Source organism: Mesorhizobium sp. M1A.T.Ca.IN.004.03.1.1 (assembly GCF_003997555.1).
In the GTDB taxonomy this organism is placed as follows: domain Bacteria; phylum Pseudomonadota; class Alphaproteobacteria; order Rhizobiales; family Rhizobiaceae; genus Mesorhizobium.
Genome location: NZ_RZTV01000060.1, coordinates 1 through 426 on the forward strand (window position 1 = coordinate 1; position 426 = coordinate 426).

Below are 426 nucleotides of genomic sequence, written 5' to 3' on the forward strand. Positions count from 1 at the left end.
ATCTCTATAGCAACGTCAAGGAGAAGCGCGAGGTGTTGCAGATGTGGTCAAATCACATCGAATGGCTGATCAAGCAGGCTGCGGATGACGCTCTGGCGGCGTAGCTGCTGGCATGGGCGGAAGATGCGGCGCAACAATCGTCAGAGCCTCATCGAATTGGAGATCATGCTTGACCAGCAAATGCGCGGCCAATGCTTCGATGGCTGACCAGTGATCGAGTACTAGCCGGGCCGTGCGATCTTCGATCCGCCTCCAACGGGGGCGGCGCGGCATCAGGAACCGCAACTCACCATAGATTCGCTTGGCATCCGCGTAGTCGCTGCTCCCCTCATTCCCATCGGACGCATTCATCGCCATATCGCGCGGGTCCAGATAGCCTTCGAATGCGGATTCTGCAAAAGGACCTGCCAGACACGCAACTATCTC

Annotated in this window: 1 protein-coding gene; it reads right to left on the reverse strand. The window is 57.5% G+C overall.

The window, feature by feature from the left end; all coding sequences use genetic code 11:
* Positions 1–69: 69 nt before the first annotated feature.
* Positions 70–426: hypothetical protein (locus tag EOD29_RS36210; RefSeq protein ID WP_164747216.1), on the reverse strand; the 357-nt coding region annotated here is incomplete at its 5' end.